The 25,202-nt window shown below is 51.5% G+C and carries 39 protein-coding genes; 3 read left to right on the plus strand and 36 right to left on the minus strand.

Features of this window, described 5'->3' with window-relative positions; translation table 11 throughout:
• Positions 1 to 17 precede the first annotated feature (17 nt).
• From ccsB to NSP04_RS04755, 3 genes are all read right to left on the minus strand, one after another.
• Positions 18 to 1,358 carry a c-type cytochrome biogenesis protein CcsB gene (ccsB, locus tag NSP04_RS04745; protein ID WP_257511177.1) on the minus strand — a complete coding sequence of 447 codons (1,341 nt, stop codon included), beginning with the start codon at positions 1,356 to 1,358 and terminating at the stop codon, positions 18 to 20.
• The gene (locus NSP04_RS04750; protein ID WP_257511178.1) at positions 1,355 to 3,532 is read right to left on the minus strand and encodes a cytochrome c biogenesis protein ResB; all 2,178 of its coding nucleotides are present in this window, start codon (positions 3,530 to 3,532) and stop codon (positions 1,355 to 1,357) included. Before NSP04_RS04750 ends, ccsB begins: the two co-directional genes overlap by 4 nt.
• A 120-nt stretch (positions 3,533 to 3,652) precedes the next feature.
• Complete coding sequence (locus tag NSP04_RS04755) at positions 3,653 to 4,321, minus strand: c-type cytochrome (protein WP_371824992.1); 669 nt, start codon at positions 4,319 to 4,321, stop codon at positions 3,653 to 3,655.
• Positions 4,322 to 4,505: 184 nt separating this feature from the next.
• On the opposite strand from NSP04_RS04755, the gene yihA reads away from it, so the two are divergent.
• The 3 genes from yihA to NSP04_RS04770 are packed head-to-tail and all read left to right on the plus strand — an operon-like array spanning position 4,506 to position 7,200.
• Positions 4,506 to 5,159, plus strand: a complete 654-nt coding sequence (gene yihA, locus NSP04_RS04760; RefSeq protein WP_257511179.1) for a ribosome biogenesis GTP-binding protein YihA/YsxC — start codon at positions 4,506 to 4,508, stop codon at positions 5,157 to 5,159.
• The gene (hemB, locus tag NSP04_RS04765; RefSeq protein WP_257511180.1) at positions 5,156 to 6,151 is read left to right on the plus strand and encodes a porphobilinogen synthase; all 996 of its coding nucleotides are present in this window, start codon (positions 5,156 to 5,158) and stop codon (positions 6,149 to 6,151) included. Before yihA ends, hemB begins: the two co-directional genes overlap by 4 nt.
• Positions 6,152 to 6,156: 5 nt before the next feature.
• The gene (locus NSP04_RS04770; RefSeq protein ID WP_257511181.1) at positions 6,157 to 7,200 is read left to right on the plus strand and encodes a magnesium transporter CorA family protein; all 1,044 of its coding nucleotides are present in this window, start codon (positions 6,157 to 6,159) and stop codon (positions 7,198 to 7,200) included.
• Between the two features lie 18 nt (positions 7,201 to 7,218).
• Here NSP04_RS04770 and dsbD read toward each other — a convergent pair whose 3' ends face one another.
• From dsbD to NSP04_RS04935, 33 genes are all read right to left on the minus strand, one after another.
• Positions 7,219 to 9,189 carry a protein-disulfide reductase DsbD gene (gene dsbD, locus NSP04_RS04775; protein WP_257511182.1) on the minus strand — a complete coding sequence of 657 codons (1,971 nt, stop codon included), beginning with the start codon at positions 9,187 to 9,189 and terminating at the stop codon, positions 7,219 to 7,221.
• A 3-nt stretch (positions 9,190 to 9,192) separates the two neighbouring features.
• On the minus strand, positions 9,193 to 9,957 hold the full coding sequence (locus tag NSP04_RS04780) for an ABC transporter permease (protein WP_257511183.1): 765 nt from the start codon (positions 9,955 to 9,957) through the stop codon (positions 9,193 to 9,195).
• Complete coding sequence (locus NSP04_RS04785) at positions 9,950 to 10,888, minus strand: ATP-binding cassette domain-containing protein (protein WP_257511184.1); 939 nt, start codon at positions 10,886 to 10,888, stop codon at positions 9,950 to 9,952. The genes NSP04_RS04780 and NSP04_RS04785 overlap by 8 nt, the downstream gene beginning before the upstream one ends.
• A 113-nt stretch (positions 10,889 to 11,001) precedes the next feature.
• Entirely contained in the window at positions 11,002 to 11,400 is a 399-nt protein-coding gene (rplQ, locus tag NSP04_RS04790) for a 50S ribosomal protein L17 (protein WP_257511185.1), read from the minus strand.
• Positions 11,401 to 11,433: 33 nt separating this feature from the next.
• Complete coding sequence (locus NSP04_RS04795; protein ID WP_257511186.1) at positions 11,434 to 12,414, minus strand: DNA-directed RNA polymerase subunit alpha; 981 nt, start codon at positions 12,412 to 12,414, stop codon at positions 11,434 to 11,436.
• Between the two features lie 71 nt (positions 12,415 to 12,485).
• Positions 12,486 to 13,109: a 30S ribosomal protein S4 gene (gene rpsD, locus NSP04_RS04800; protein WP_257511187.1), complete on the minus strand. Its 624-nt coding sequence runs from the start codon at positions 13,107 to 13,109 to the stop codon at positions 12,486 to 12,488.
• Positions 13,110 to 13,184: 75 nt separating this feature from the next.
• Entirely contained in the window at positions 13,185 to 13,580 is a 396-nt protein-coding gene (gene rpsK / locus NSP04_RS04805; protein WP_159569022.1) for a 30S ribosomal protein S11, read from the minus strand.
• A 27-nt stretch (positions 13,581 to 13,607) separates the two neighbouring features.
• Positions 13,608 to 13,973 carry a 30S ribosomal protein S13 gene (gene rpsM, locus NSP04_RS04810; protein WP_257511188.1) on the minus strand — a complete coding sequence of 122 codons (366 nt, stop codon included), beginning with the start codon at positions 13,971 to 13,973 and terminating at the stop codon, positions 13,608 to 13,610.
• A 15-nt stretch (positions 13,974 to 13,988) separates the two neighbouring features.
• Positions 13,989 to 14,102 (minus strand): 50S ribosomal protein L36, encoded by a 114-nt coding sequence (gene rpmJ, locus NSP04_RS04815; RefSeq protein WP_008249416.1) that lies wholly within the window; start codon positions 14,100 to 14,102, stop codon positions 13,989 to 13,991.
• Positions 14,103 to 14,126: 24 nt separating this feature from the next.
• Complete coding sequence (gene infA / locus NSP04_RS04820; RefSeq protein ID WP_008249415.1) at positions 14,127 to 14,345, minus strand: translation initiation factor IF-1; 219 nt, start codon at positions 14,343 to 14,345, stop codon at positions 14,127 to 14,129.
• Between the two features lie 3 nt (positions 14,346 to 14,348).
• Positions 14,349 to 15,677 carry a preprotein translocase subunit SecY gene (secY, locus tag NSP04_RS04825; protein ID WP_257511189.1) on the minus strand — a complete coding sequence of 443 codons (1,329 nt, stop codon included), beginning with the start codon at positions 15,675 to 15,677 and terminating at the stop codon, positions 14,349 to 14,351.
• 11 nt (positions 15,678 to 15,688) lie between these two features.
• A complete protein-coding gene (gene rplO / locus NSP04_RS04830; RefSeq protein ID WP_008249413.1) occupies positions 15,689 to 16,123 on the minus strand; it encodes a 50S ribosomal protein L15 in 435 nt (144 codons plus the stop codon).
• Positions 16,123 to 16,305, minus strand: coding sequence for a 50S ribosomal protein L30 (gene rpmD, locus NSP04_RS04835; RefSeq protein ID WP_130557594.1), 183 nt, complete (start codon positions 16,303 to 16,305; stop codon positions 16,123 to 16,125). The genes rplO and rpmD overlap by 1 nt, the downstream gene beginning before the upstream one ends.
• Positions 16,306 to 16,307: 2 nt before the next feature.
• Positions 16,308 to 16,832, minus strand: coding sequence for a 30S ribosomal protein S5 (rpsE, locus tag NSP04_RS04840; protein ID WP_257511190.1), 525 nt, complete (start codon positions 16,830 to 16,832; stop codon positions 16,308 to 16,310).
• 9 nt (positions 16,833 to 16,841) lie between these two features.
• On the minus strand, positions 16,842 to 17,204 hold the full coding sequence (gene rplR / locus NSP04_RS04845) for a 50S ribosomal protein L18 (protein ID WP_257511191.1): 363 nt from the start codon (positions 17,202 to 17,204) through the stop codon (positions 16,842 to 16,844).
• Between the two features lie 18 nt (positions 17,205 to 17,222).
• Positions 17,223 to 17,756, minus strand: a complete 534-nt coding sequence (gene rplF / locus NSP04_RS04850; RefSeq protein WP_257511192.1) for a 50S ribosomal protein L6 — start codon at positions 17,754 to 17,756, stop codon at positions 17,223 to 17,225.
• Positions 17,757 to 17,768: 12 nt separating this feature from the next.
• Positions 17,769 to 18,164, minus strand: coding sequence for a 30S ribosomal protein S8 (rpsH, locus tag NSP04_RS04855; protein WP_257511193.1), 396 nt, complete (start codon positions 18,162 to 18,164; stop codon positions 17,769 to 17,771).
• Positions 18,165 to 18,176: 12 nt separating this feature from the next.
• A complete protein-coding gene (gene rpsN, locus NSP04_RS04860) occupies positions 18,177 to 18,482 on the minus strand; it encodes a 30S ribosomal protein S14 (protein WP_257511194.1) in 306 nt (101 codons plus the stop codon).
• Between the two features lie 8 nt (positions 18,483 to 18,490).
• Positions 18,491 to 19,030, minus strand: coding sequence for a 50S ribosomal protein L5 (gene rplE, locus NSP04_RS04865; RefSeq protein WP_257511195.1), 540 nt, complete (start codon positions 19,028 to 19,030; stop codon positions 18,491 to 18,493).
• A 10-nt stretch (positions 19,031 to 19,040) separates the two neighbouring features.
• Complete coding sequence (gene rplX / locus NSP04_RS04870) at positions 19,041 to 19,355, minus strand: 50S ribosomal protein L24 (RefSeq protein ID WP_257511196.1); 315 nt, start codon at positions 19,353 to 19,355, stop codon at positions 19,041 to 19,043.
• 7 nt (positions 19,356 to 19,362) lie between these two features.
• The gene (gene rplN / locus NSP04_RS04875) at positions 19,363 to 19,731 is read right to left on the minus strand and encodes a 50S ribosomal protein L14 (RefSeq protein WP_257511197.1); all 369 of its coding nucleotides are present in this window, start codon (positions 19,729 to 19,731) and stop codon (positions 19,363 to 19,365) included.
• Positions 19,732 to 19,839: 108 nt separating this feature from the next.
• Positions 19,840 to 20,112, minus strand: a complete 273-nt coding sequence (gene rpsQ, locus NSP04_RS04880; protein WP_008253346.1) for a 30S ribosomal protein S17 — start codon at positions 20,110 to 20,112, stop codon at positions 19,840 to 19,842.
• The gene (gene rpmC, locus NSP04_RS04885) at positions 20,109 to 20,303 is read right to left on the minus strand and encodes a 50S ribosomal protein L29 (protein ID WP_257511198.1); all 195 of its coding nucleotides are present in this window, start codon (positions 20,301 to 20,303) and stop codon (positions 20,109 to 20,111) included. Before rpmC ends, rpsQ begins: the two co-directional genes overlap by 4 nt.
• A gap of 3 nt (positions 20,304 to 20,306) precedes the next feature.
• Positions 20,307 to 20,723, minus strand: a complete 417-nt coding sequence (gene rplP / locus NSP04_RS04890) for a 50S ribosomal protein L16 (protein WP_008253343.1) — start codon at positions 20,721 to 20,723, stop codon at positions 20,307 to 20,309.
• 14 nt (positions 20,724 to 20,737) lie between these two features.
• Positions 20,738 to 21,544, minus strand: coding sequence for a 30S ribosomal protein S3 (gene rpsC / locus NSP04_RS04895; protein ID WP_257511199.1), 807 nt, complete (start codon positions 21,542 to 21,544; stop codon positions 20,738 to 20,740).
• Positions 21,545 to 21,553: 9 nt separating this feature from the next.
• Complete coding sequence (gene rplV, locus NSP04_RS04900) at positions 21,554 to 21,883, minus strand: 50S ribosomal protein L22 (RefSeq protein ID WP_105028067.1); 330 nt, start codon at positions 21,881 to 21,883, stop codon at positions 21,554 to 21,556.
• A gap of 10 nt (positions 21,884 to 21,893) precedes the next feature.
• A complete protein-coding gene (gene rpsS / locus NSP04_RS04905; protein ID WP_105028066.1) occupies positions 21,894 to 22,169 on the minus strand; it encodes a 30S ribosomal protein S19 in 276 nt (91 codons plus the stop codon).
• A 15-nt stretch (positions 22,170 to 22,184) separates the two neighbouring features.
• Positions 22,185 to 23,012, minus strand: a complete 828-nt coding sequence (gene rplB, locus NSP04_RS04910) for a 50S ribosomal protein L2 (protein WP_257511200.1) — start codon at positions 23,010 to 23,012, stop codon at positions 22,185 to 22,187.
• Between the two features lies 1 nt (position 23,013).
• The gene (gene rplW, locus NSP04_RS04915; protein WP_008253367.1) at positions 23,014 to 23,310 is read right to left on the minus strand and encodes a 50S ribosomal protein L23; all 297 of its coding nucleotides are present in this window, start codon (positions 23,308 to 23,310) and stop codon (positions 23,014 to 23,016) included.
• Complete coding sequence (gene rplD, locus NSP04_RS04920) at positions 23,307 to 23,927, minus strand: 50S ribosomal protein L4 (protein ID WP_257511201.1); 621 nt, start codon at positions 23,925 to 23,927, stop codon at positions 23,307 to 23,309. The genes rplW and rplD overlap by 4 nt, the downstream gene beginning before the upstream one ends.
• A gap of 10 nt (positions 23,928 to 23,937) precedes the next feature.
• Positions 23,938 to 24,582 (minus strand): 50S ribosomal protein L3, encoded by a 645-nt coding sequence (gene rplC, locus NSP04_RS04925; protein WP_257511202.1) that lies wholly within the window; start codon positions 24,580 to 24,582, stop codon positions 23,938 to 23,940.
• 127 nt (positions 24,583 to 24,709) lie between these two features.
• Positions 24,710 to 25,021, minus strand: coding sequence for a 30S ribosomal protein S10 (rpsJ, locus tag NSP04_RS04930; RefSeq protein ID WP_130557578.1), 312 nt, complete (start codon positions 25,019 to 25,021; stop codon positions 24,710 to 24,712).
• 99 nt (positions 25,022 to 25,120) lie between these two features.
• A partial coding sequence (locus NSP04_RS04935) for an EF-Tu C-terminal domain-related protein (RefSeq protein WP_461786809.1) occupies positions 25,121 to 25,202 on the minus strand: 82 nt, incomplete at its 5' end.

Below are 25,202 nucleotides of genomic sequence, written 5' to 3' on the forward strand. Positions count from 1 at the left end.
TCAAAATCTGGTAATACTTACAACTCTCCGTAAGAATGCAAGCCGGACAAGAACATATTCACACCCAAGAAAGCAAAGCCGGTCACCAGCAAGCCCACCAACGCCCAATAAGACGCCACCACACCGCGCAAACCCTTCACCAAACGCATGTGCAACCACGCCGCATAGTTCAGCCACACCACCAGAGCCCAAGTCTCCTTGGGGTCCCACTGCCAATAGGCTCCCCACGCTTCGGCGGCCCACAGCGCACCCAAAATGGTAGCAACTGTGAAGAACGCGAAACCCACGGCAATCGACTTGTACATCACATCATCAAGCACCTCAAGCGGGGGCAATGCATCGGCAATCCGTTTGCGAGCCAACAAGATGGCACCCACCACCGCACAACCAATACCCAGGTACAGGGCCCAGTACAGCGACACTTCACCGGTGCGGAACACCAAAGGCTCCAGAAACATCAACACACCCAAAACCCCAGTCGGAATCAATGCCTTGATACTCGGCGCATGCGCATACACCTTCAGCAAGTAGGCAAATGCAACCATGGCAGCAATCGAAAAGGTGCCGTAACCAATGAAGTTGGCAGGCACGTGAATTTTCATCCACCAGCTTTGCAAGGCGGGCACCAGGGGCTGAATGGCATAGGCTTGTCGCTCAATGCCGTACCACGCCAGGAAGCCCACTGCCGCAACCACCACCAACATCACGAAAGCGCCGAGTTGCCGGGTTTTGTACACCTGTTCGTAATAAAGGTAATAAATGGCCGTAACCAGAGCAAACAGTACAAAAACCTCATACAAGTTCGACACCGGGATGTGACCGACATCCGGGCCAATCAAATAACTTTCATACCAGCGAATAAACAGGCCAGCAAAACCCATCAACACAGCGCCCCAGGTCAGGGCTGTACCCACAAAGCTGGATGTGGGTGAACGCCCCACCAATCCAATCCAGTACGACACAGTGGCCACGACAAACATCACACCCATCCACAAAATCGCAGACTGGCTTGAAAGCAGGTACTTCAAGAAAAACTTTTGCTCTGCCGCAGCCAGATCACCGCCATAACTGGCGATGGCCAACAGGCTAAGACCCGCCACACTTATGATCAACCATTTCAAGGAGCCCCACCGGTACGCCATGTAAGCCGTCACCGGGACACAACTCCACAAAATACTGATTTCATAAATGTCCATGAAACTGTGATATTGCATGGATGCGTATCCGGCGGCAGCCAACAGCAATGCCGCAAACGCGAAGTCAGTCCAGTGAAAAGACTTAGAAAACCAACCCGCCTTTTTGGTTGGAAGGCTCGGCTTTTCCCCGCTTGGCGTTCGATTCACCCAGGTTGAACTCATACTGCATCTCCTGCCGGGGCGGCTTTCGTGGACGCCCTACTGTTTAATTCATCAACAAACTGCTCGTATTCTTTTTCAAAATCCATGGTTTTGCGGGTGGTCGACATGCCCATCATCACCTTCGAACCACTTTCTGAATCGGTTACCCAGAAAAATGCACGGCGCTCGCGAATATAGAACATCGAAAATACCCCGATACACAAAAACAAACAACCCAAGTACACAATCCACTGCCCCGGCGCCTTCGCCAGCTGAAATACACTGGCCTTTACCTCATCAAACTGGTCAAGCTGGAACATCACGGGTGCGCCATACAACGACAAGTCTGAAAGGGCAATTTGCGCATCTTGCACAAACTGGCCATGCACATCGTCGGGCACGGCCGGCGCCAAACTGGCCGTGGTGCGCGAAAGTTGGTACACCTCCCACATCGCACCTTGCAACAAGCGAATAATCACATCGCTGGCCTTTTCTCGCTCGCCGTCAGGCACTGTGTTTTCAATGAATTGTGCGATCGCAGGCAAACCGGCAAGCTCACCCCCGACACCTGCGAACTTTTCCAGAGCGCGCTGGGCACTGTCGGCCACGCTGGTCACCAGTTGAGCTGAATCCGGGCGGTCGCCAAATGCCTGTTGTGCAAATCGCTGCGAAGCCACCCGGCGAATTTCACCATCTTGCAACGACGCGCGGAAGCGCATAAAACCGTCCAACTGCCCATTCTCATCCACCGGAATTCGCAGGTATTTAAAGCTGTCCATGGGGGTGTCTCGCACGCCCGCCAGATAATAACGACCGCCATCCAAATTAATTGGCAGCATGTAGTTGTGAAATTCACGAGCTTGTCCAGCCTGGTCGCGCAACTTGTAGGTAATACTGGGGCCGATGTTGGTGAATTTGGTTTTTGCATCTTCCTTCACACCGGGGCCCAACACGCTGGCCAAATTCGTTTCGAACGGCGACAAAGTATCCGCGTTGCCCAAAGCCAAATCATCCACACTCACCTGGTCTGAATTCTCAACCGGCAAGGCCTCTACGTTGATCGACTTGAACGCCGTGAACTCAATTTTCATTTCCTGATTCATGTCGCCCTGCAATTGGCTTAAATCCCGGCCACCGCCCACCACACCATCCAGGTCAAAGCGGTAGTCACGCGCGCCGTTCAGCGGAATGCCTTTGAGCTGAACCTTCGTACCACCATCGTCGAAACTGGATTGGAACACAGTGACGCCTTTGTAAATCAGGGGCTTGTTCACTTCAATGGTCGCATCAAAGCGTTCCTGTGTTTCGGGGTCAAACACCTGAACGTCGCTGGCAAACAACTTGGGCATGCCCGTGCTGTAAAAGTCGATCCGGAATTCTTTCAGCGTCAACTCGAACGGCAAGTCTTGAATCAGCAAACCATCGTCGGTATTCAAAACAGCCACTCGGCTGGTCTCACCCTCTGGCAGCAGCAAGTTGGCTCGGTAACTGGGGTTGGCACTTCCTAGGCGTGCTTTCTCGGGAATGCCTTCGGTAATTTCAGCGCCGGTTACTGGGGTTTTACCCGTGGCCCACACCGCCACTTGCAAAGGTACTCCGCTGTCTAACAAACCACCGACACAAATTACAATGATGGACAAATGCGCTGCAATGTAACCAAACCGGTTTGCACTACCTGCTTTGGCGGCCACCATCGTGCCATTGGACCGAACCGACAATTTCACCTTGAAACCCTTGTGTTCCAACCACTCGGTAATAATGCCAGGCAAGGCATCAGGCTTTTCATTGAACTGGCCTTCCCATCGGTGCGCAAAGGCCTTTAGGCTGTTCTCGCGTATATTCTCGCGATACACCCGCATTTCTTTGATCATTTTTGGCGTATTTCGGTACACACACAGCGAGGTCGACACCACCAAAAACGCCATCACCGCTATGAACCACGGTGCGTTATAAATACGGAACAGTCCCATGGGTTCAAAAAAAGAAGCCCAAAACGGTCCAAATTGGTTTACATAGTTGACCCAAGGATCAGACTGCCCAACCACCGTACCAATCGCCGATGCGATACATATTAGGGTTAGCAAGCTGATCGCAAAGCGCATCGAGCCCAACAATTCCAACAAACTGACCCACGCTGACTGCCCACCTATTTTTCGCGGGTGCATGTTGTTTGCTACGTCTCCTGAACTACTCACGCGTTTGTCCCCGTTATTTCCCGGTTGTTTAATCCCTGCACTGCCCTGAACTTTTTATCGTCATCGAAAAAAAAGGGGCTATTGACTAGCCCCTTTTTGACCAGACTTTGCGTCAAATGTTCAACGCAAACCTGCGATGTAATCGGAAACAGCTTTCATTTCCTTGTCAGACATTTTGGCTGCAATCACGCTCATCTGTTCGCTGTTATTGCGAACACCATCCCGAAACGCCACCAACTGGCCTTCGGTGTATTCTGCATGCTGGCCACCCAAGCGAGGGTATTGGGCTGGAATGCCTGCACCATTGGGGCTGTGACAGCCTGCACAAGCTGGAATCTTCTTGTCAGCAATGCCGCCACGGTAGATCTTTTCTCCCAAAGCCAAGGTGTCTTTGTTGGTGGCTGAGCCCAGGGTTTGTTTTTGCGCTTCCAGATAAGCCGACACGTTTTTCATGTCTTCATCTGACAAGGCTGCAGCGAAGCCCGCCATAATCGCGTTGTCGCGCAGGGGTTTTTCGCCATCTTTGCCCGGCTTGAAATTCACCAGTTGCTTGTACAGGTATTCGGCGTGCTGACCAGCAATTTTTGGATAAATCGGTGCGGATGCATTGCCATCTGCTCCATGGCAGGCCAAACACTGCTGCATGATTTCTTTGCCCTTGGCCAGATCGGGTTTAAACACCTCTGCAGCGGGGCCGGCAGCGTAGACCACTGATGTTGAAAACATCAAAGCGGCAAACAGTGAACTCAGTTTTAGCGTGGTCAGCTTGTTCAACATGGTCAAACCCATCAAAAAGTGCATCGATCAATAATGTGGCGATGTAAAAACCTGGCTTGGCTGCTTTTTTCGAGCGATCTCCGGCCCCAGTCTGGCGTTATTACCTGGGCTTCGGAAGGCGTGCGGCCGCATCAAAGTTTTCACAAACCCTAGATTATAACCACTCAAGCGCCTGTCTTGCATCTAAAATGTGCGCATGACAATCAATTTCCACAACACGCATTTCGAGATCTCTGCATCTCGCATGGTCGAATGCCCGGGCGCCAGCGTCCCCGAGATCGTATTTGCCGGGCGCTCCAACGCTGGCAAGTCCACGGCCATCAACACACTGTGCAAACAGCGGCAACTGGCCTACGCCAGTAAAATGCCCGGCCGTACCCAGCTTCTCAACTTTTTCCATGTCATTGAACAAGCCGAGCCAATTGCTCGCCTGGTCGATTTGCCCGGATACGGCTTTGCCCAGCTGGCTCAAACCAGCCAAAGCGTTTGGGACAAAGAACTGGGTAGCTACCTGGCGGACCGGCCCAGCCTGGTGGGCACCGTGCTGATTGTGGACTGCCGCCGCGGTCTGCTTGAACTGGATTACGCACTCATCAAATGGGTTGGGCACCGTCAACTGCCGGTGCATATCCTGCTGTCCAAGGCCGACAAATTCAACCGGCAAGAACAAGTGCTGGCCTTGCGCGCCACGCAAAAAGCACTCGATCCTTTCCGGGTCAACGGCCATGAAATCACGGTTCAGCTTTGGTCTGCCTTGAAAAAAATCGGCATGATTGAACTGGAAACCCAACTGTCGAACTGGGTTCGCCCACCTCAAGCAACACCTGAAACCGAGCCGCCAACACCATGACCCAACACCTGTACCATCGCCCCCGCCGCCTGCGTCGAACCGACGCCCTGCGCCGTCTGGTCAGTGAACACACACTGACAGCCGCCGACTTTATTTACCCGGTGTTCCTGGTGCCTGGCACCAACAAGCGCGAGGTGGTGGCATCCATGCCCGGTGTTGAACGCTTGTCACTTGACTTGCTGTTTGCCAAAGCCGAGCAATGCCTTGAGTTGGGCGTGCCAGTCATGGCCCTGTTCCCGGTGATTGAAACCGAGAAGAAAACACCAGACGGCCTCGAGGCCACCAACCCGGAAGGCTTGGTTCCTTACGCCGTGCGTGAACTGAAAAAACGTTTTCCCGAACTCATGCTGCTGACAGATGTGGCACTTGACCCCTTCACCAGCCACGGCCAGGACGGCTTGATCGATGAAAACGGTTATGTATTGAATGATGAAACCGTTGAAGTGTTGCAAATGCAGGCGCTGGTACAAGCACAGGCAGGTGTTGACATCGTGGCACCCAGCGACATGATGGATGGCCGCATTGGCGCCATTCGCGAAACCCTGGAAGGCAATCGCTGCATCCACACCAGCATCATGGCCTACTCGGCCAAATACGCCTCGGCCTTCTACGGCCCCTTCCGCGACGCGGTGGGGTCCAGTGGCAACCTGGGCAAAAGCAACAAAAAAGTCTATCAAATGAACCCAGCCAACGGCAATGAAGCACTGCTGGAAGTGGGCATGGACCTGGATGAAGGCGCCGACATGGTCATGGTGAAACCTGGCATGCCTTACCTAGACATTTTATGGCGCGTTAAAGAAAAGTTTGCCCGGCCCACTTTTGTTTATCAGGTCAGTGGCGAATACGCCATGATCAAAGCCGCAGCCCAGAACGGTTGGCTCGATGAAAACGCTGTGGTGCTTGAATCGCTGCTGGCCTTCAAACGCGCTGGTGCAGACGGCATACTCACCTACTTTGCGCTCGACGCAGCCAAACTGCTGAAACAAGGGTAAACAGCATGGGAATCTGGACGCATCTGGGTCAACATGACATTCAAAGGCTGGACGATGCACCAACCCAACTGCCCGAACAAGGCTTTTTGTGGCTAGATACGCTACTGGATGACGACCTGGTGTGGATTCCCACGGTGGAGGCCCTGCTGGGTTTTAAACTCGACGAACTTCATCTCGAGGATTTGGCCAACACCTTTCACCCCAGCCACTTCGACATTGGCGATGGCTACAACATTCTGATTATTCGTTCACTGTCCAGCAAACCCCTGTTCGATGATAGCAATCGGCTCAGCATCAAAACCCGCCCGGTTTTCTTTGTCATCGCCCCCAAGCTTTTGGTCACATTCCGCCCCAAAGACAGCCGTACCTTCGCCATGGCCCGCAAGTTTCTGGAGCTGGCCAACACCCGCAATCTGGACGAAATTGAACACTTTTTGAAGTTCAAGCGCGCCCCAGCCGACCCCAATGAACTGATGATTCAACTGGTCAGCAACCTGGTTGATCGTTTTCTGGAAACCCGCATTGAAATTTCAGAACAACTGGACCGCTGGCAGCGCGATTTATTAAATCCGCGCAAACGTTTTCAGGACTGGAATGCCTTGCTGGCTGCGCGCAATGAAATGAACCGGCTTGAATCAGTTGCCCAAGACCAGCGCGATGCGCTGACCGATTGGCAAGACGATCAGGAACGGGAAGGCAAAATGGCGGCATCCCTTCAGGTCAATGCCCGCGACGCTCTGGAGCACCTTGAACGCGTAGTCAGCCTGACGCGGCGGCTAGGCGCAAACACAGAAACTGCGGTGCAGCTTCATTTCTCAGCCACAGCGCACAAAACCAATGAAATCGTGACGGTGCTCACCATGTTGACCGCCTTGTTTATGCCACTGACCTTAATCAGCGGTATTTTCGGCATGAATTTCGGGAACATGCCCTTGCTGGAAAATCCAAACGGGTTTTGGATCAGCTTGGGGCTCATGGGCCTGTCCAGTGCCATTTCAGTCGCCTTGATTGTCTGGATCAAAGGCCGTCACACCTTGGGCAAGCCCTAAGCGGGCAAACTTTCAAGCCTAAAGTGCCAGATTGGGCCTGATTTGAGTCAGTGTTTGGTCAAACCGTTTGGCGTTTTGAAAACCGATTACATTGTGAATTGACTCGGTTTGCCCAGCCGGGAAAAACAGAATTGCTGGCGGCCCAAACAAACTAAATCGCTTCAACAACGTTTGGTCTGCGTCTGTGTTGTCAGTCACATCCACTTGCACCAAACGAATGCCTTTCAACTTTTCTTTCACTGACGTATCGGTCAGCGTGAACAGCTCGAATTCTTTGCAGGTTACACACCAGTCTGCGTAAAAATCCAGCATCACTGGCTGCTGACTCGCCGCGATCAGGTCCATTACATTTTCACTGGCCACCTTTTCGAACTCTGGTTTGCCCATGTTTGACCCAGCATTGGCGATTGCGGCCGAACCGCCGCCTGCGCCCAAACCCCCCAATCCACCCAAGGGTTGCAACAAGCTAGATGAACCTGAAAACAAACCCATCAGGTAAATCAGCGCCAACAAGGAAAACAACAGACCAAATGTTTTGCTCAGCACCTTTCCACGCGAACCCATGGTGGCCATGTTGCTGGCGCCGTGAAACAACGCAGCCGCTGTCATGCAAGCCAACAAAGCCCACATTGCCATAACCAGCCACACAGGCGTCACTGGCGTAATGGTCCACACGGCCACTGCCAGCAACACAAAGCCAAACGCGGCCGACACCCAGCTCATCCACGCGCCAGCCTTCGGCAACGCGGCACCCGCACCTGCGGCAAACAGCACCAAAGGCAAGCCCATGCCCAAAGCCAGCAAGAACAACGCTGCCCCGCCCAGCACTGCATCACCAGTCTGCCCTATGTACAGCAAAGCACCTGCAAGTGGTGGCGCCACGCATGGCCCCAGCAGCAAGGCCGACAGCACACCCATCACCAACACTGGAATAAACTGGCCACCCTTCAAACGACCCGTTTTTTCCTGCAGCCAGGCCTGAAAGCTTCCCGGCAATTGAAGTGAATACCCCATTAACAAAGCCACGCCCAACAATGCCAGCACGCCACCAAACGCCCACAACACCGGGGGTTGCTGCATGGCCATGACCAAGCTTTGCCCAGTCAAGCCTGCAAGTACGCCCAACAAGGCATAGGTCAAAGCCATGCCAAGCACATACACCAGGGCCAGCGCCATGGGCTTGGCCTTGGGTTTGCCGCTTGCGGCAGTGCCGGTTTGCTGGCCCACCACCAAGCTGCTGACAATCGGCAGCATGGGCAGCGTGCAAGGTGTGAAAGCCAACAACAAGCCCAAACCAAAAAACACCGGCAGCACGACCATCCACGATTGTGCTGCCAAGCGACTTGCCAAATCGCCCGCCTCATTGGCGGGCAAAGCTGTGGCCGAATTGTTGCTTAAAGCACTGCCGGGTACATCCCTTGAAACCGAACCCTCTGGCTTGTTGCTGAAAAACGAGCCCATTCCACCACCCAGCACACTGCCCAGCAAGCCACCTTCCTTGAAAGCCACCGACGTGCTCATGGGTGGGTAACACAAACCCGCATCTGCACAACCTTGCGACACCATCACAGCACTTGCATTGGCCGCAGCTCGGTCTCCCAGGCTGTACCGAATTTGAAACGTCATTTCCCCGCGCAACGCCTCAACTTCCTGATTCAGGAATTCATCAAATTTGCGATCGCCGCGTGGCAATTCAACAAATTCAAACACAGGCAAACCCATCGGGTTTTCAAGCGCAAAACGTTCCCTGTACAGGTAGTACTGTGGTGCAACAGTAGCGCGTACATCAATCAGGCAATTTTCTACACAGGCAGGGTCTTGCACGGTGGTTTTAAACTGAAACGCTTCATCGGGTGGCAAAAAGTCGTTGGCGCTTGCCTGTTGAATACCCACCACAAACACAGAAAACAAAATCATGCACTGCGCAAGCCAAGAGTAGCTGAGGCCCGCCTGTACATTTCCGCGTTCATTTTTAAAACTATTTATCATCAATTAGCCTTTGCGCTTGAACCGGCGTTCAGTCAAATAAATCGCCAAGCCGATACCCACAATTCCGTAGACTGTCATTTGCGCCAAAAGTGCCGCTGTATTGCTGAAGTCGCGTGCGTAAATGCCTCGCAAGGCATCGACCACCACTGAAAGCGGCATGTAATCTGCCACAATACGCAACCAATCCGGCAATTGTTCTCGCGGGAAAAATGCGCCGGACAAAAACGTCATGGGTGTCACCACCAGGGTGAAATAAAACATGAAAAAGTCGTAGCTCGGCGCCCGGGCATTGATACACAACCCAAAGCCAGCAAACATCAAACATGCCAAAACCAGCACCAACCAAGACAGCACCCAGAACTGCAAATCGCCAATACCCAACAGAGCAATGATCAGTAACATGGCCCCTGTGCTGATCAGCCCTTTGCTGGCGGCCCAAGTGCATTCGCCCAACACCACCTCGCGCAAGCGCACAGGCGTGTTCATGATCACCTGCCAGGTTTTTTGGGTGTGCATGCGCGAGAAAGCAGAATAAAGCGCCTCAAAGGTAGGCGCATTCATCGCGCTGATGCAAACCGCGCCCACAGCCAAATAATTCAGATATGGCATGCCACCTACATTTGGCAACATGGAACCCAGGCCCAACCCAAACGCCATCAAGGCCATCACTGGGTCCACCACATTGCCCAACAAGGAGGGAAATGCAAGCTTGCGCCACACCATAAAATTGCGGCGCCACACTTGAAACACAGAATGGACATTAATCATCGCGCAAGGCCCTGCCTGTCAGGCTGAAAAATACATCTTCCAGATTTCCCGGACGATAAATATAGTCCACATCGGCATGTGTTGAATCTTTCAGCTTGGTCAACATGCTGTCAGCACGTTCATTTCTGAAATAGTAGGTTTCACCACGTTGTTCTACAGGTTCTGAATGTTCGCCTTCATTGGCAGTCAAACTCGCCACACACTGCTCTGCACCAGTTCCCCACAACTCTAAAATCGCATGCCCCACCACATCCCGAATCAAAGCCAAGGGTTTGTCACAAACCACAATGTTGCCATGGTCCAGTACAGCCACACGGTCTGCCAAACGTTGCGCCTCGTCCATGTAGTGGGTAGTTAAAAACATCGCCATACCCTGCCGCTTCAACTCCACCAGGCGATCCCAAATCACATGCTTGGCTTGTGGATCAAGGCCGGTGGTTGGCTCATCAAGAAACAATACTTTTGGGCGGTTAATCAGGGCACGGGCCAGCATCAATCGCCGACGCATTCCTCCGGACAAAGCAGAAACAGAATCATTGCGGCGGCTTCCCAGCTGTGCGAACTCCAGCAAAGCTTTTGCGCGTTCACGCAACTGTGCGCCGTGCAAACCGAAGTACCGGCCAAACACCAACAAATTTTCGAATACGGTGAAGTCGGGGTCCAGGGCATCGTACTGTGGAACAACACCCACGTTCTGTCGGGCCAAATGTCCATCTCTAGGCAAGGTCACACCCAACAGTTCCACAGAACCTGTATCGGCTTGCGTCAACCCCAGCGCCAAAGCGATCGTGGTTGACTTTCCTGCGCCGTTGGGACCCAGCAATGCCACACACTCCCCGGCATTTAACTTGAAGTCCAAACCGGATAACACCGTACGCCCGCCATACGACTTGCGAACTTCGGTCAAACTTAAAACGGTAGATGCATCCACTTCAAACCATCCCGGTTAAAACAAAAAAGCCGCGCCAGCATACGCTAACACGGCTTTGTTGCTTCTCTGAATTTACAGCATCACTCCAAGCGCGAATTACGCAGCAAGAAGTGTTATGCCTGCTCTTCAGCGATTTCTACGATTTCAGCAGTCTCAGGGCGATCCACCAACTCAACCAGAGCCATGGGCGCATTGTCGCCTTTGCGGAAACCAAACTTCAGAACGCGCATGTAACCACCTGGGCGAGTTGCATAACGTGGACCAATCTCGTCAAACAACTTCACAACCATTTCCCGGTCGCGCAAGCGGGCAAATGCCAGACGCTTGTTGGCCAATGTGGGTGACCTACCCATGGTGATGATGGGCTCTGCAATCTTGCGCAGTTCCTTGGCCTTTGGCAGCGTTGTTTTGATCACTTCGTGACGCAACAAAGCGTTGGTCATGTTTCTAAACATAGCAAGGCGGTGACTGCTTGTGCGGTTTAACTTACGCAATCCATGACGGTGACGCATTTTATAGTTCCTTCAATCTAACAAACGCTAAGCTCAGGGCTTATCGAGACCAGCGGGTGGCCAGTTTTCCAATTTCATACCGAGTGTCAAACCGCGTGCGGCCAACACCTCCTTGATTTCATTCAATGACTTGCGACCCAAGTTTGGAGTCTTCAACAGCTCATTCTCAGTGCGTTGAATCAAATCGCCGATGTAATAAATGTTTTCTGCTTTCAAACAGTTTGCAGAGCGCACTGTCAATTCGAGGTCGTCAACCGGGCGCAACAGAATTGGATCGACCTGTGGCGCACGTTGAGAAACCTCCGGCTCTGCCGTATTTTCCAACGCAGCAAACACAGACAACTGTTCAACCAAAATACGCGCGGCCAAGCGGATTGACTCTTCAGGTGATAACACACCGTTTGTTTCGATTGACATCACCAATCGGTCCAAATCGGTACGTTGCTCTACACGCGCACTTTCAACTGCATAAGAAACTCGCTTAACCGGGCTGAATGAAGCATCCAACACGATTCGGCCAATCGCCTTACTGGGTTCGTCTGGAAAACGACGAACTGAACCAGGCACGTAACCACGACCTTTCTCGACTTTAATCTGCATGTCCAGTTTGCCGCCATGCGACAAATGGGCGATCACGTGATCAGGATTGATGATCTCAACATCGTGGGGCAACTCAATATCGCCAGCAGTGACCACACCTTCCGCTTCACGCTTCAAGGTTACGGTCACAACATCCCGAGATTCAAGCTTGAAAACAATGCCTTTTAGGTTCAGCAACAGGTCAACGACATCTTCTTGCACGCCGTCCAGTGTCGAGTATTCGTGCACCACGCCAGCAATGGACACCTCAGTGGGCGCATAGCCAATCATGGATGACAACAACACACGACGCAAGGCGTTGCCCAAGGTATGGCCATAGCCACGCTCGAACGGCTCCATTACTACTTTTGCGCTGTTGGGAGCAACTGTTTCTACTTCAACAATACGCGGTTTCAGCAAACTAGCATTAAACATTCAACATCCTTTTCAATACCCTCGGCTCGTTACACCGATAAGGCTGGGGATCCTGGGATCAGTTAGTCAAATTAACGTGAGTACAATTCAACAATCAAGCTCTCGTTGATCTCTTGGGACAGGTCTGCACGGTCAGGAATGCTCTTGAAAGAACCTTCCATTTTCTTGGAGTCCACATTTACCCAAAGAGGGAAGCCCATTTGCTCGGCCAAGGTCACAGACTCAACAATGCGAGCTTGTGTCTTCGACTTTTCGCGAATGGAAATCACATCATTCAACTTCACCGCATAGGAAGGAATGTTCACGGGCTTGCCATTCACCAAAATTGCCTTGTGGCTAACCAGCTGACGTGCTTCGGCGCGTGTTGAGCCAAAACCCATGCGGTAAACCACGTTGTCCAAGCGGGATTCCAGCAGCTGCAACAAAGTTTCACCTGTGTTGCCCTTGCGGCGGGACGCCTCGGCGAAATAGCGACGGAACTGCTTTTCCAAAACGCCATACATGCGCTTAACTTTCTGCTTCTCACGCAGTTGTTGGCCGTAGTCAGAGGTACGTGCACCGGAGGTGCGACCATGCTGACCTGGCTTTGAATCCAGTTTGCACTTGGAATCGAGACTGCGGCGTGCGCTCTTCAGACTTAAGTCTGTGCCTTCACGACGTGACAACTTACATTTTGGACCTGTATATCTAGCCACTTGAAACCTCTTTCATTACGCGATGTGAATCGCTTCAGTCCGCCAACAAATGCGACGAACAATGGTCTTAAAAAATTAGATGCGACGACGCTTAGGAGGACGGCACCCGTTATGTGGAATCGGAGTGATGTCAGAAATACTGGTCACTTTGATTCCCAATGCATTCAAAGCACGTACGCTAGACTCGCGGCCGGGGCCTGGTCCTTTGATAAGCACTTCAACTGTCTTGATACCGCATTCTTGTGCAGCCTTGCCAGCAACTTCAGCAGCGACCTGAGCAGCAAAGGGAGTGGACTTGCGTGAGCCCTTGAAACCCTGAGCACCCGAGGTAGACCAAGCCAAGGCATTACCCTGACGATCCGTGATCGTGATGATGGTGTTGTTGAATGAGGCGTGTACATGCGCAATGCCGTCAGAAATATTCTTTTTGACTTTCTTGCGTACGCGGTTATTCGCTGTTCCTTTGGCCATTTGGCTAACCTTCCTATGATTACCTAATTATTTCTTCAGTGCGATACCAGCACGCTTCGGACCCTTGCGAGTACGAGAGTTCGTGCGCGTACGCTGACCGCGTACAGGCAGACCTTTACGATGACGGAAACCACGGTAGCAACCCAAGTCCATCAAACGCTTGATGTTCATGGTTACGTCACGGCGCAGATCACCCTCAGTCAGGTACTTGCCCACTTCGTCACGCAGTTTTTCCAAGTCTGTGTCGTCAAGGTCTTTCACCTTTTTTGACTCAGAAATTGAGGTCACTGCACAAATTTTCTTGGCGGTGGAACGACCAATGCCGAAAATAGCAGTCAGACCGATAACGGTATGCTGGTGGCTTGGAATGTTAATGCCGGCAATACGAGCCATTTAAATCCCCTTATATTAACCTTGACGCTGCTTGTGGCGCGGCTCAGAACAAATCACGCGAACAACGCCCTTGCGCTTGATCACTTTGCATTTTCTACAAATCTTTTTTACAGAAGCCTGAACTTTCATGGCGTAACTCCAAAAAGAACCAATTTATTTGGCTCGAAAAACAATTCGTGCTCTGGACAAGTCGTACGGCGTCAACTCAACCGTCACCTTGTCACCAGGCAAAATGCGAATGTAGTTCATGCGCATCTTGCCCGATATATGACCAAGCACCACGTGACCATTTTCCAATTTCACTCGAAAAGTGGCGTTAGGGAGGTTTTCTACTACCTCTCCCTGCATTTGGATAACGTCGTCTTTAGACAATCACTACCTCGTTAATCCAGAACCTTTGAAGCTAGATTTCTTCAAAAGGCTGTCGTATTGCTGAGACATCACGTAGGCCTGAACCTGAGCCATGAAGTCCATCGCAACAACTACAATAATCAACAGAGATGTACCGCCAAAATAGAACGGAACACTCAATCCCAAAACCAGAAACTCCGGCAACAAACACACCAAAGTGATATAAGCCGCGCCAATCAGGGTCAAACGAGTCAACACCTTGTCGATGTAACGCGAAGTCTGTTCTCCTGGACGAATCCCTGGCAAAAATGCACCACTTTTCTTCAAGTTGTCCGCAGTCTCCCTGCTGTTGAACACCAATGCGGTGTAAAAGAAGCAAAAGAAGATAATTGCTGCGGCATACAACAACATGTACAACGGGTGCCCAGGAGAAAGCGTCTGGGACACTTCTTTCAAGAACCCAACAACCGCACCATCACCCGTGCCGAACCAACTCGTCAAAGTCGCAGGCAGCAAAATAATGCTTGAGGCAAAAATTGGGGGAATAACGCCCGCCATGTTCAACTTCAATGGCAAATGTGAGGTTTGACCCTGATAGATCTTGTTACCCACCTGCCGTTTCGCATAATTCACTGTAATCTTTCTTTGGCCGCGCTCAACGAACACCACCAAGTAAGTCACCGCAACTGCCAACACAACGATCATCAGTGCGATCAAGGAATTCATCGCGCCGGTTCGAACCAACTCAAACAATCCACCAATTGCGCCTGGCAATCCGGCAGCAATACCAGCAAAGATCAAGATTGAAATACCGTTGCCCAAGCCACGCTCTGTAATTTGCTCACCCAACCACATCAAAAACATGGTGCCGGTAACCAGTGAAACAGCCGTCGTAAAACGGAACGCCATGCCAGGATCAATCACTAAACCAGCCTGCGATTCCAATGCAACCGAAATACCAATCGCCTGGAAAGTTGCCAAGAAGAAAGTGCCGTAGCGGGTGTATTGAGTGATCTTTCGACGACCCGCCTCACCTTCTTTCTTCAACGCCTCCAGCGTCGGCACAACCACACTGGCCAACTGCATAACAATCGATGCCGAAATATAGGGCATGATGCCCAAAGCAAACACCGTGAATCGGGACAACGCGCCACCCGAGAACATGTTGAACATGCCCAAGATGCCGCCCTGCTGACTGTCAAACAACTGCTTTAGCTGAGTAGGGTCAATTCCAGGTACCGGAATGTGTGCGCCAATACGATACACAATCAGAGCCAACAACAAGAACACCAGCCGCTTGCGCAGGTCAGTAAACTTGTTGGACGACGCCAATGTAGAAGGATTAAAGGCCACGCGTAGCTCTCTTAAGCGTTAATGGTGCCGCCAGCTGCCGAAATGGCCTCTGCTGCGCCTTTCGTTGCTTTGATGCCGTTCAATACAACAGCACGCTTGATCTCACCAGCAAGAATCACCTTCACTGACAATGTTTGGGCTGGCACAAGGCCGGCTTGCTTCAATGTCAAGATGTCCACCGTGTCCACAGCCAATGTGTCCAGATCCGTCAAACGAATTTGTGCATTGAACGCTGCAGTACGTGAAGAGAAACCACGCTTTGGCAGGCGACGATGCATTGGCATCTGACCACCTTCAAAGCCGACCTTGTGAAAACCACCGCTACGTGATTTTTGACCCTTGTGACCACGGCCTGCAGTTTTACCCCAACCTGAACCGATTCCGCGGCCCACTCGTTTGCGATTAAACTTACTGCCTGGTGCGGGTGCAAGTGTATTCAGTTCCATTATGCAGCCTCAACTTTCAACAGGTACGACACCTTGTTAATCATTCCACGCACTTCGGGTGTATCAACCAGCACACGGCTATGATTGATGCGACGAAGACCCAAACCGCGAACGGTTGCGCGATGAGTTTCTTTGGTTCCGATGATGCTCTTAACCAACGTAACTTTTACAGATCCGCTCATGATTAAGCCTCAAATAACTTTTCAACTGACAGGCCACGCTTGGCGGCAATTTCAGCTGGGGTTTGCAACTTGGCCAATGCATCCAAAGTGGCGCGGACCAAGTTGTAAGGGTTCGAAGAACCGTGGCTTTTGGCCACAATGTTACGAACGCCGACAACTTCCAACACAGCTCGCATTGGGCCGCCAGCGATAATGCCAGTACCTTCCTGCGCAGGAGCCAGAAATACCTTGGAGGCGCCATGCTGACCGTACACGATGTGATGAATTGAACCGTCGCGAAGGGAGACTTTTTCCATCTGGCGACGCGCCTGTTCCATGGCCTTTTGAACAGCCACAGGCACCTCACGAGACTTGCCCTTGCCCATACCTACGCTGCCATCGCCATCGCCAACAACAGTCAACGCTGCAAAGCCCAGGATACGACCACCCTTAACAACCTTCGTCACGCGGTTAACCGCGATCATTTTTTCTTTCAGGCCGTCATCACGCGCTTCTGGCGCGGCATTTTTACCTTGCATTCTTGCCATGATCACTCCTTAGAATTTCAGACCAGCTTCGCGCGCAGCGTCAGCCAGTTCTTTAACGCGACCATGGTAGGCAAAGCCCGAACGGTCGAACGCAACTTCGCTGATACCAGCGGCGAGCGCACGCTTGGCGATTGCGGCGCCAACCAGTGCAGCTGCTGCTTTGTTTGACCCAGACTTTCCGTCCAACTGCGCACGCAAGTCTTTGTCATTGGTTGATGCTGCAGCCAACACTTTTCCACCATCTGCAGAGTGAACCGCAGCGTAGATGTGAGAGTTGGTGCGGAACACACACAAACGAGTTGCGCGAGCAAGCGCAATACGGCGTCTGGTTTGCTTTGCACGACGGGCACGTGCTTCCTGTTTAGTTTCCATAATTTACCTCTTGGCGCCTTATTTCTTCTTGGTCTCTTTGATAACCACACGCTCATCCGAATAACGCACACCCTTGCCTTTGTAGGGCTCTGGCGGACGGTAAGCGCGGATTTCTGCTGCAGTTTGACCAATCACTTGTTTATCGGCACCTTTTAAGATGATCTCTGTGGGTGTTGGCATCTCAGCCTTCACGCCAGCTGGCAATTTGTGAACAACGGGATGTGAGAAGCCCAAGGCTAGGTTGATAGAATCACCCTGAACTGCGGCTTTGTAACCCACACCAACCAACTGAAGCTTACGCTCAAAGCCCTTGCTCACACCGTTAACCATATTGGCCAACAGGGCCCGGGCCGTACCGGCCTGGGCATTTGCATTGGTGGTATCAACGATTGGCTTCACCTTCAACACGCCGTCTTCGAACACCGGCATGACCAGTGAATTCACGTTGAGCTTTAGCTCGGCAATGCTTCCCTTGACCGAAACAACCTGACCATTCACAGTAACCTGTACGCCTGAGGGTACAGAAATGGGCGCTTTCGCTACTCTAGACATTTCGCTACCCCTTTAAGCCACGTAGCAGATAACTTCGCCGCCAATACCAGTGGTACGGGCCCTGCGATCTGTCATCACGCCTTTGGAAGTTGAAACAATGGCCACACCCAATCCGTTCATCACCTCGGGAATATCATCCTTCCCTTTGTAGATACGAAGACCAGGCTTGGACACACGCTCAATCTTCTCGATTACGGGACGACCGGCATAGTATTTCAACTCAATTTTCAAAACAGGCTTTGCTGACTCGCCCACGATTGAGAAACTCTCAATGTAGCCTTCGTCTTTCAAAACCTGCGCAATAGCAACCTTCACTTTTGAGGAAGGCATCTCAACCGAAACCTTGTCAACACCCTGAGCATTACGAATGCGGGTCAACATGTCGGCGATTGGATCACTCATACTCATAATTAGAACCCCTTACCAACTTGCCTTAGTGATTCCAGGAATCTCACCACGCATGGCAATCTCACGGATCTTGTTACGGGCCAAACCGAACAAACGGAATGTGCCACGGGGACGACCAGTCAATTCGCAGCGATTACGCTGACGAGTTGGGTTCGCATTTCTCGGCAGCGCCTGCAGCTTCAGACGCGCCTCATAGCGGTCTGCTTCACTGACCGATTGATCTTTTACAATCTTGTTCAAAGCGTCGCGCTTGGCTGCATACTTCTTCACCAAACCGGCGCGCTTTTTCTCACGATTAATCAAAGCTAGTTTTGCCACGTCACACCTCAGTTACGGAACGGGAACTTGAAAGCGGTCAACAAAGCTTTGGCTTCATCGTTGGTACGCGCTGTCGTAGTTACGCTGATGTTAAGACCCCGAAGTGTGTCGATTTTGTCGTACTCAATCTCAGGGAAAATAATCTGTTCTTTAATACCGATGTTGTAGTTACCGCGGCCGTCAAAGGACTTGCCGGACACACCACGGAAATCGCGAACACGTGGAAACGCGATCGTCACCAAGCGGTCGAGAAATTCATACATGCGGTCACCACGCAAGGTCACCATGCATCCGACCGGATAGCCTTCGCGGATCTTAAACCCAGCAATCGCTTTCTTGGCCTTGGTAACCACTGGTTTCTGACCTGCAATCTTTGTCAAATCACCAACGGCGTGCTCAATAATCTTCTTATCGTTGACCGCCTCACCCACACCCATATTTAGAGTGATCTTGGTGATGCGAGGCACTTCCATTACCGACTTGTAACCAAACTGCTTGGTCATCTGACCAACGACTTCGTTTCTATAAAAATCTTGAAAACGTGACACGACGGCCCCCTTAGTTTGCCAACTGAGAACCGGTTTTCACCAGTACTCGCACGGATTTGCCATTCACCTGCTTGATGGCTACACGAGATGGCTTACCCGTCTCTTTGTCAAACAAACTGACATTAGACTGGTGGATGGGCATTGTTTTATCAACAACACCACCAACATCTCCCTTCATAGGATTTGGCTTTTGATGCTTCTTAACAATGTTTACGCCCTCTACCAAGAGGTATTCATCGTTCACACGGGAAAGCACAACGCCCTTCTTCCCCTTGAACTTGCCGTTAAGAACCAGCACTTCATCGCCTTTGCGAATTTTGTTCATAATTGCCTCACAGAACTTCTGGTGCCAACGACACGATTTTCATAAACTTTTCATTACGAAGTTCGCGTGTAACTGGGCCAAAAATACGGGTACCGATGGGCTCAAGTTTCGCGTTCAGCAAAACTGCTGCATTGCCATCAAACTTGATCAACGCGCCATCAGGACGACGAACGCCCTTTGCCGTACGAACGACCACTGCGTTGTAGATCTCGCCTTTCTTGACACGGCCACGTGGGGCCGCATCCTTAATGGACACCTTGATGATGTCACCAATGCCCGCGTAGCGGCGCTTGGATCCACCAAGAACCTTGATGCACATAACAGAACGCGCACCCGTGTTGTCGGCCACATCTAGCCGTGTTTGCATTTGTATCATGGATTGTCAAACCAACTTAATCGCTTTCGCAACCAGTTTTGGTCCCGCATGGGTTGAAAAGATAGCCTGCTATATTAGCAGGCTTGAATTACTTGAGCAAGACAAAAATCAAATGATTTTTGCTTTCTCCAACACTTTGGTCACACTCCAAGATTTTGTCTTGGAAATTGGGCGACCTTCGCAGATCTCAACCAAGTCACCCTCACCAACTTCATTGCTTTCGTCGTGAGCCGTGTATTTGTGAGATTTGACAATGTACTTGCCATAGATGGGATGCTTGATACGGTTCTCAACCATCACCACCACGGACTTCGTCATTTTGTCACTTACAACGCGACCCACAAGGGTACGCTTCAAACTTACTTTCGCTTCGGTGCTCATGCGGACCTCTTCGATTGAGTCATCACTGTTTTAACGCGAGCGATGTCCTTACGTACTTTTGCCAACTGGGAGTTGTTGGTTAACTGCTGCGTAGCAGACTGCATGCGCAGGGAAAACTGCGCACGCAACAACTCTTCCAACTCTTTCGTCAATTCTGCCGCGCTTTTGCCGCGCAATTCAGAAGCTTTCATTGCTTAACTCCCAATCTGACGTGTTACGAACACGCAAGGAAGAGGCAGTTTGGCAGCGGCCAGGCGGAATGCCTCACGCGCCAACTCTTCACTTACACCGTCCATTTCGTAGAGCACTTTGCCTGGCTGAATTTCAGCCACGTAAAACTCAACGCTACCCTTACCGTTACCCATACGAACTTCCGCAGGCTTGTTGGTAATTGGCTTGTCCGGAAACACGCGAATCCAAATCTTACCGCCACGTTTAATGTGACGAACCATGGCTCGACGAGCTGACTCAATCTGACGAGCGGTCAAGCGACCACGGCCAGTTGACTTCAAACCGTAAACACCAAAAGAAACACTTGCGCCACGGGTGGCCAGACCAGTATTTCGGCCTTTGTGTTCTTTTCTATATTTGCGACGTGATGGCTGTAACATCATGCGCTCCTAGATTACTGTTCTGAGGAAGTGCTTGCAGCGCCTTCCTCTTTGTTTGAACCACTAGCTGCTGCGCTAGCACCCTCGGGCTTACGTGCCTTGCGTGCACCCGCACCAGCAGGGCGAGTGGAAGGACGACGCGGACGACGCTCTTCTTTCTCTGCCTCAACTGGCGCCGCTGCCACTTCGCCACGACCCAATGTGTCGCCTTTGTAAACCCAGACTTTAATACCGATAATGCCGTAGGTTGTTGCCGCTTCGCTGGTTGCGTAATCAATGTCAGCGCGCAGTGTGTGCAATGGCACGCGACCCTCACGATACCATTCGGTACGTGCAATCTCGATACCATTCAAACGACCCGAAGACATGATCTTGATACCCTGGGCACCCATGCGCATTGCATTCTGCATCGCACGCTTCATGGCGCGTCGGAACATAATGCGGCGCTCGAGCTGCGAAGAGATTCCGTCAGCGATCAGCTGGGCATCAATCTCAGGCTTGCGAACTTCTTCGATGTTCACATGCACGGGAACGCCGACCAATTTCTGCAGACTAGCCTTCAACAACTCAATGTCTTCGCCTTTCTTCCCGATCACAACACCAGGGCGCGCCGAATAAATCGTAACGCGTGCGTTCTTTGCAGGACGCTCAATCAGCACACGGCCCACAGAGGCGTTTTTCAACTTCTTTTTCAGGAAGTCACGAACCTGAATGTCTTCAAGAAGCATCTTGGAGAAATCACGATTCGATGCGTACCAGCGAGAAGCCCAGTTGCGTGATACCGCTAGGCGAAAGCCCGTAGGGTTAATCTTCTGACCCATGTAACCCCCTTAGTTTCCGACTGTCACATAAATGTGACTAGTTTTCTTAGTGATACGATTACCACGGCCCTTGGCGCGCGCTGTAAAGCGCTTCAACACAGGCCCCTCTTCCACGTAAATGGTTTTTACTTTCAGCTCATCCACATCAGCACCATCGTTGTGTTCTGCATTGGCGATTGCGCTTTCCAATACCTTTTTCACGATCAATGCCGCTTTCTGTGGCGAGAAAGCTAGGATGCTCAAGGCCTGATCGACCTTTTTACCGCGAATCAAATCAGCGACCATACGGCCACGCTGAGGAGACAAGCGAACACCCTTCAAAATTGCACGAGTTTCCATTTCCTACCCCTTATCGCTTGGCCTTTTTGTCAGCCGCATGACCCTTGAAAGTGCGCGTCAACGCAAATTCGCCGAGTTTGTGACCAACCATGTTTTCGTTGATATACACAGGCACGTGTTGCTTGCCATTGTGCACAGCGATTGTCAGACCGATGAACTCAGGGAGTACAGTCGAGCGACGGGACCAGGTTTTAATTGGACGCTTATCCTTGGATGCTGCAGCAGCCTCCACTTTTTTGATCAAGTGGGCGTCGCAGAAAGGACCTTTTTTTAATGAACGAGACATATCTGTTTACCCCACTTAACGCTTGTGACGACGCTGAACAATCATCGAATTGGTACGCTTGTTGTTGCGAGTACGGTAGCCTTTTGACGGCTGACCCCACGGGCTAACTGGTACGCGACCCTCGCCTGTTTTGCCCTCACCGCCACCGTGCGGGTGGTCAACCGGGTTCATGGCAGTACCACGAACGGTTGGGCGAATCCCTTTCCAGCGAGTTGCACCAGCTTTACCAACTTTCTTCAAGCTGTTTTCTTCGTTGCTGACTTCACCAATGGTTGCGCGGCACTCAATGTGCACGCGGCGAATTTCACCGGAACGCAAGCGCATTTGGGCGTAAGTGCCATCACGCGCCAACAACATGGCCGAGCCACCCGCGGAACGTGCGATCTGGGCACCTTTGCCTGGCAACATTTCAACGCAATGCACAGTTGTGCCCACGGGGATGTTACGGATTGGCAATGTGTTGCCGATCTTGATTGGCGCTTCAGAACCATTCACCACTGTTTGACCCAACTGCAAACCACGCGGTGCAATAATGTAGGCACGCTCACCATCTGCATAACAAATCAGGGCAATATGTGCTGTGCGGTTAGGATCGTACTCGATCGTTTCCACTTTCGCAGGCACTCCGTCTTTATTGCGCTTGAAATCAACCATGCGGTAGTGCTGCTTGTGACCACCACCCATGTGACGGGTTGTGATGCGACCGTTGTTGTTACGGCCCGCAGTTTTTGACTTCTTTTCAAGCAGCGGCGCGTAGGGCTCACCTTTGTGCAAATGCGGGTGAACCACTTTCACCATTGCACGGCGGCCTGGTGACGTTGGCTTTAATTTAACTAATGGCATGTTACGCAGCCTCCGAGAAATTAATTTCCTGACCAGCTTTCAGCGCAACGTAAGCTTTGCGCACATCGGAGCGACGCCCCATGGTGCGGCCAAAGCGCTTCTGCTTACCAGCAATGTTGACTACACGCACGGCTTCAACCTCGACTTTGAACAACAGCTCAACGGCGGCCTTGATCTCGTGCTTGGTTGCAGTAGTACAAACTTTGAAAGCGATCTGCTCATGCTTGTCGGCCAGCATCGTGCTCTTCTCAGAAACGATGGGCGCCAACAGAATTTTCATTAAACGCTGGGTGTTCATGCGTACATCTCCTGCAGTTTGTCGATCGCAGCGCGAGTCGCGACTACTTTCTTGAAATAAATCAAGGAAAGTGGGTCAGCGTAACGTGGTTCGACCACTGCCACATTGGGCAGGTTTCTGGATGCCAGGTACAAGTTCTCATCCACTGAATCAACAATCATCAGTACGGAATCAAGACCCATGCCTTTCAATTTCTGATCAAGCAGCTTGGTTTTTGGTGACTCGAGATCCAAAGACTCAACAACCACCAAACGACCCTCACGACTCAACTGGGAAAGGATTGAGCAAACACCAGCGCGGAACATTTTCTTGTTCAGCTTCTGAGTGAAATTCTCGTCTGGAGAATTTGGGAAGGTTTTGCCGCCTCCGCGCCACAATGGGCTGGACACCGCACCGGCTCGCGCACGGCCAGTACCTTTTTGCTTCCACGGCTTGCGTGTCGAAGCACGCACTTCTGAGCGATCTTTCTGCTGACGTGTACCTTGACGCGCATTGGCCTGATACGCCACCACCAACTGATGAATCAGCGGCTCGTTGTACTCGCGACCAAAAACTACGTCGGACACCTGAACAGTTTGAGAGGCCTGCCCAGAATCACTAATGACTTTCAATTCCATCTGGTTCCCCTTACGCCTTTGCCTTAACAGCTGGCTTAACCAACAACTGGCCACCCTTCGATCCTGGCACAGCGCCTTTGATCAAAAGCAAGCCACGCTCGGCGTCTACACGCACAACTTCCAAATTCTGGGTTGTGCGATTTACGTTACCCAACTGACCAGCCATGCGCTTGCCAGGAAACACTCGACCTGGATCTTGTGCCATGCCGATGGAACCGGGCGCATTGTGAGAGATTGAGTTACCGTGGGAAGCACGCTGCGAGCTGAAGTGGTGACGCTTAATTGCACCGCTGAAGCCCTTACCTTGCGTTACGCCACTCACGTCAACTTTTTGACCTGGTGCGAATATCTCAGCGGACACAGCGGCGCCAACCTGCAATTCGGCAAGCTTGGCAGTGTCTACGCGAAATTCAACAAGGGAAGAAGCAGCTTCAATTGAAGCTGCTGCGAAGTGCCCCGCCTGCGCTTTTACAACGCGGGAAGCACGCTTGGACCCGTAGGCCAACTGAACGGCTGTGTAGCCATCTTGTTCGAGTGTTTTGAGCTGCGCAACACGGTTAGAAGACACATCCACAACAGTTACGGGAATAGATTCACCCGCGTCTGTAAAGATGCGCATCATGCCGATCTTGCGACCAATAAGGCCTAGACTCATGATTTCTCCAATTTCGGCTACGATTGGCCGAATGATTAAATTCTAACTAAAGCTAACCTTTTGAAAAGGTTAGCCAAAGATTATATGCGTTAATTTGATTTACTGCAACTTATTTACCGCAGATCAGTTATTGCAGTTTGATTTCTACGTCAACACCAGCCGGCAGATCCAGTTTCATCAATGCGTCAACAGTTTTGTCGGTTGGGTCAACGATGTCCATCAAGCGCTGATGCGTACGGATCTCAAATTGGTCACGCGAGGTTTTGTTCACGTGAGGTGAACGCAAAATATCGAAACGCTTGATGCGAGTGGGCAAAGGAACCGGCCCTTTCACTACAGCGCCAGTGCGCTTGGCTGTTTCAACGATTTCAAGCGCTGATTGATCAATCAGCTTGTAATCAAAAGCTTTCAAGCGAATGCGGATTTTCTGGTTGTTCATGTTGTTTCCTAAAGAGCTAAAAGAGTGTGACCAAACGGGACTGCTGGCTCACCTCTGAGTGGCCAACACCGATTCACCGGTGTTGGCATTTTTCAACTATTACTTGGTAATTTTGGCAACTACGCCAGCACCTACCGTACGGCCACCTTCGCGAATCGCGAAACGCAGACCTTCTTCCATC

Origin of the sequence: Limnobacter parvus (genome assembly GCF_024623725.1) — a bacterium.
Taxonomy (GTDB): Bacteria; Pseudomonadota; Gammaproteobacteria; order Burkholderiales; family Burkholderiaceae_B; genus Limnobacter; species Limnobacter parvus.

Excerpts from the sequence above, each read along its gene's own strand:
- rplD (WP_257511201.1), bottom strand. The coding sequence starts at position 23,927 with ATGGAATTGAAAGTCATTAGTGATTCTGGGCAGGCCTCTCAAACTGTT.
- rplF (WP_257511192.1), bottom strand. The coding sequence starts at position 17,756 with ATGTCTAGAGTAGCGAAAGCGCCCATTTCTGTACCCTCAGGCGTACAG.
- rplR (WP_257511191.1), bottom strand. The coding sequence starts at position 17,204 with ATGGAAACTAAACAGGAAGCACGTGCCCGTCGTGCAAAGCAAACCAGA.
- rplO (WP_008249413.1), bottom strand. The coding sequence starts at position 16,123 with ATGGAACTGAATACACTTGCACCCGCACCAGGCAGTAAGTTTAATCGC.
- hemB (WP_257511180.1), top strand. The coding sequence starts at position 5,156 with ATGACCCAACACCTGTACCATCGCCCCCGCCGCCTGCGTCGAACCGAC.
- rplQ (WP_257511185.1), bottom strand. The coding sequence starts at position 11,400 with ATGCGTCACCGTCATGGATTGCGTAAGTTAAACCGCACAAGCAGTCAC.
- rplB (WP_257511200.1), bottom strand. The coding sequence starts at position 23,012 with ATGCCATTAGTTAAATTAAAGCCAACGTCACCAGGCCGCCGTGCAATG.
- rpsC (WP_257511199.1), bottom strand. The coding sequence starts at position 21,544 with ATGGGTCAGAAGATTAACCCTACGGGCTTTCGCCTAGCGGTATCACGC.
- rplX (WP_257511196.1), bottom strand. The coding sequence starts at position 19,355 with ATGAACAAAATTCGCAAAGGCGATGAAGTGCTGGTTCTTAACGGCAAG.
- NSP04_RS04795 (WP_257511186.1), bottom strand. The coding sequence starts at position 12,414 with ATGTTTAATGCTAGTTTGCTGAAACCGCGTATTGTTGAAGTAGAAACA.
- rpsM (WP_257511188.1), bottom strand. The coding sequence starts at position 13,973 with ATGGCTCGTATTGCCGGCATTAACATTCCAAGCCACCAGCATACCGTT.
- rplC (WP_257511202.1), bottom strand. The coding sequence starts at position 24,582 with ATGAGTCTAGGCCTTATTGGTCGCAAGATCGGCATGATGCGCATCTTT.
- rpsH (WP_257511193.1), bottom strand. The coding sequence starts at position 18,164 with ATGAGTATGAGTGATCCAATCGCCGACATGTTGACCCGCATTCGTAAT.
- rpsJ (WP_130557578.1), bottom strand. The coding sequence starts at position 25,021 with ATGAACAACCAGAAAATCCGCATTCGCTTGAAAGCTTTTGATTACAAG.
- rpsK (WP_159569022.1), bottom strand. The coding sequence starts at position 13,580 with ATGGCCAAAGGAACAGCGAATAACCGCGTACGCAAGAAAGTCAAAAAG.
- NSP04_RS04755 (WP_371824992.1), bottom strand. The coding sequence starts at position 4,321 with ATGGGTTTGACCATGTTGAACAAGCTGACCACGCTAAAACTGAGTTCA.
- rpmJ (WP_008249416.1), bottom strand. The coding sequence starts at position 14,102 with ATGAAAGTTCAGGCTTCTGTAAAAAAGATTTGTAGAAAATGCAAAGTG.
- dsbD (WP_257511182.1), bottom strand. The coding sequence starts at position 9,189 with ATGATAAATAGTTTTAAAAATGAACGCGGAAATGTACAGGCGGGCCTC.
- NSP04_RS04780 (WP_257511183.1), bottom strand. The coding sequence starts at position 9,957 with ATGATTAATGTCCATTCTGTGTTTCAAGTGTGGCGCCGCAATTTTATG.
- yihA (WP_257511179.1), top strand. The coding sequence starts at position 4,506 with ATGACAATCAATTTCCACAACACGCATTTCGAGATCTCTGCATCTCGC.
- rpmD (WP_130557594.1), bottom strand. The coding sequence starts at position 16,305 with ATGAGCGGATCTGTAAAAGTTACGTTGGTTAAGAGCATCATCGGAACC.
- rplP (WP_008253343.1), bottom strand. The coding sequence starts at position 20,723 with ATGTTACAGCCATCACGTCGCAAATATAGAAAAGAACACAAAGGCCGA.
- rpsS (WP_105028066.1), bottom strand. The coding sequence starts at position 22,169 with ATGTCTCGTTCATTAAAAAAAGGTCCTTTCTGCGACGCCCACTTGATC.
- rpsQ (WP_008253346.1), bottom strand. The coding sequence starts at position 20,112 with ATGAGCACCGAAGCGAAAGTAAGTTTGAAGCGTACCCTTGTGGGTCGC.
- rpsE (WP_257511190.1), bottom strand. The coding sequence starts at position 16,832 with ATGGCAAGAATGCAAGGTAAAAATGCCGCGCCAGAAGCGCGTGATGAC.
- rplN (WP_257511197.1), bottom strand. The coding sequence starts at position 19,731 with ATGATACAAATGCAAACACGGCTAGATGTGGCCGACAACACGGGTGCG.
- rpmC (WP_257511198.1), bottom strand. The coding sequence starts at position 20,303 with ATGAAAGCTTCTGAATTGCGCGGCAAAAGCGCGGCAGAATTGACGAAA.
- ccsB (WP_257511177.1), bottom strand. The coding sequence starts at position 1,358 with ATGAGTTCAACCTGGGTGAATCGAACGCCAAGCGGGGAAAAGCCGAGC.
- rplV (WP_105028067.1), bottom strand. The coding sequence starts at position 21,883 with ATGGAAACTCGTGCAATTTTGAAGGGTGTTCGCTTGTCTCCTCAGCGT.
- NSP04_RS04770 (WP_257511181.1), top strand. The coding sequence starts at position 6,157 with ATGGGAATCTGGACGCATCTGGGTCAACATGACATTCAAAGGCTGGAC.
- rplW (WP_008253367.1), bottom strand. The coding sequence starts at position 23,310 with ATGAACACCCAGCGTTTAATGAAAATTCTGTTGGCGCCCATCGTTTCT.